This window comes from Corynebacterium sp. CTNIH16, assembly GCF_032821655.1.
Classification (GTDB): domain Bacteria; phylum Actinomycetota; class Actinomycetes; order Mycobacteriales; family Mycobacteriaceae; genus Corynebacterium; species Corynebacterium marquesiae.
Map to the genome: position 1 here is coordinate 1 of NZ_JAVBIG010000028.1, position 1,781 is coordinate 1,781.

The 1,781-nt window shown below is 54.0% G+C and carries 3 protein-coding genes and 3 tRNA genes; 2 read left to right on the forward strand and 4 right to left on the reverse strand.

The window, feature by feature from the left end; translation table 11 throughout:
• Positions 1-208: 208 nt before the first annotated feature.
• The 3 genes from RAE04_RS11610 to RAE04_RS11620 all read right to left on the reverse strand — a co-directional run bounded on the left by RAE04_RS11610 (position 209) and on the right by RAE04_RS11620 (position 615).
• A tRNA-Trp gene (locus tag RAE04_RS11610) sits at positions 209-281 on the reverse strand.
• A 148-nt stretch (positions 282-429) separates the two neighbouring features.
• A tRNA-Met gene (locus RAE04_RS11615) sits at positions 430-501 on the reverse strand.
• Positions 502-539: 38 nt separating this feature from the next.
• Positions 540-615, reverse strand: a tRNA-Thr gene (locus RAE04_RS11620).
• A 156-nt stretch (positions 616-771) separates the two neighbouring features.
• Between RAE04_RS11620 and RAE04_RS11625 the strand changes: the two genes are divergently transcribed.
• Positions 772-1,122 (forward strand): hypothetical protein, encoded by a 351-nt coding sequence (locus RAE04_RS11625; protein WP_239278149.1) that lies wholly within the window; start codon positions 772-774, stop codon positions 1,120-1,122.
• Between the two features lie 218 nt (positions 1,123-1,340).
• Positions 1,341-1,619, forward strand: coding sequence for a hypothetical protein (locus tag RAE04_RS11630; protein WP_317027465.1), 279 nt, complete (start codon positions 1,341-1,343; stop codon positions 1,617-1,619).
• 75 nt (positions 1,620-1,694) lie between these two features.
• On the opposite strand, the gene RAE04_RS11635 is transcribed toward RAE04_RS11630, so the two are convergent.
• Positions 1,695-1,781, reverse strand: an 87-nt coding sequence (locus RAE04_RS11635; protein ID WP_317027439.1) for an IS3 family transposase, incomplete at its 5' end; no start/stop codon positions are given.

Consider the following 1,781-nt stretch of genomic DNA (forward strand, 5'->3'; position numbering starts at 1 on the left):
CGCCCAGCCCTCTACGACAACGCTATCGACACCGACTACACCCACTCAATCGGCATTCAAAAAGGCCAAATCTAACCCCCGCGACACGCCGAGCCAGACACACATTTTGACCCTTAACCCACAACATGTGCGTGGGCCAAGCGCCACGAAGAAATTAGGGCATGAAGAAACCCCGCCACCTGATGCCAGATGACGGGGGTTTACTGTGCAGGGGCGACAGGACTCGAACCTGCAACCTACGGTTTTGGAGACCGTTGCGCTACCAATTGCGCCACGCCCCTATTCTTTTATTCCTCAATGCCTAAGCATCAAGCGTTGAAGACCTTACCAGAGCCATAGTTCCAATCCGAAACTAGGCAACTAGGCACAGCCTGGATTGTCTTCAGCGCGGTAATAAAAAAGCGCCCTGCGGGCGCCTTTCTTTCCCGGTAGCGATGGCGAGAATTGAACTCGCGACACAGCGATTATGAGTCGCTTGCTCTACCACTGAGCTACACCGCCATATTCACCTCGGAGGAGTTCCTTCCTCCAAACATGAATGGAGCCCCCTGACAGAATCGAACTGTCGACCTTTTCCTTACCATGGAAACGCTCTGCCGACTGAGCTAAGGGGGCACATCCTAGCGTTGAACACATCGCTATTTCGTTGTGCTCTCCGTTGCGGACTCCAATAATCTAACCTGCTTTCAACGTTTTACACAAATCGCCACGTCAGAGCCCATAAATATACAGTTCAAGTGGCTTCTTTTTACGCGATGTAAACGTGCTTGAATGAAGGGCGTGTTGGATGACGAGGATCGCCAATCCAGCGATGCTACAAAGCTGTATTACAACTCCGGCTTCGCCAGCATCAGCATTACTGATCCGCGTAAGCAGTCCGATAAAGGGATAAGTCAGCTGTCTAAGCGCTTTGCGCTTGCCGACGCTCGCGAGACCGCCACCCCGCCTCTAGGTTCCACCCTGGCGGATCTTGGCAGCGCCGGCTCCTCCCACCTGCGGCGGCGGCCCCCAAAGGCGCAGAGATCGTGCAGGACAAAGGGCGGCCACTCGCATACAGAGCGTTCCACCAAAGACCTCTACTCCGCGTCCATTTCCCAGCCCACGCGATGCTACCCCCGGTAAGGTGTCAAGATCATCATCGAGCCCGCCGCTCTTTCCGTCGCCCCATTGTCCTCGCCTGGCAAGCCGCCGCAGCCGCCCAGGCGGACTTTGTGAAGACCTCTGATGGCAGCCCGTGAGGGATGATAAGACAGGAGAGCAAACCTGTTAGTACCAAGCACCTTAGAAAGGTGTACTTTGCTGGTCCTTTAGGCCGCGATGAGAGGAGTTAGATGAGAACAATGTCCCGCCATTCATCCTTAGCAGTTTTGGTAATGATTACGGCCGTTATTTCATTATTGCTCTGCCTCGGCTACTTCATCGGCGGTTTGAATGCGATGTACGTTGCCAAGGCCCTAGCTGAATCGGATTCCACCTCATTGCCAGATATTTCTCGCAGGCTAGGAAATGGCTTTTTCTACTTCAAGATCACTGGGGTTTTCTTAGTTGTTTTCCTCGCCAGTGCTTATGCGGTGTGGCACAAGGCTAAAAGCTCCCGCACCCAGGAGCCCAGCCAGTAGATCCCGCCTCACAGCTGCAGATACGACGAAACCCCGCAAGCTGAACTGGCCCCCAAAAGTTGGACTGGTTTAATTCTAGGTGGTTAGGGGTTCAAGGGTCTGATTCCGATAGTGCATCGGGGTCAGGCCCTTGAGTCGTTGTTGGATGCGTTCGGTGTTGTA

Coding starts and splice junctions, on each gene's coding strand:
- RAE04_RS11630 (WP_317027465.1), top strand. CDS start 1,341: ATGTCCCGCCATTCATCCTTAGCAGTTTTGGTAATGATTACGGCCGTT.
- RAE04_RS11625 (WP_239278149.1), top strand. CDS start 772: ATGAAGGGCGTGTTGGATGACGAGGATCGCCAATCCAGCGATGCTACA.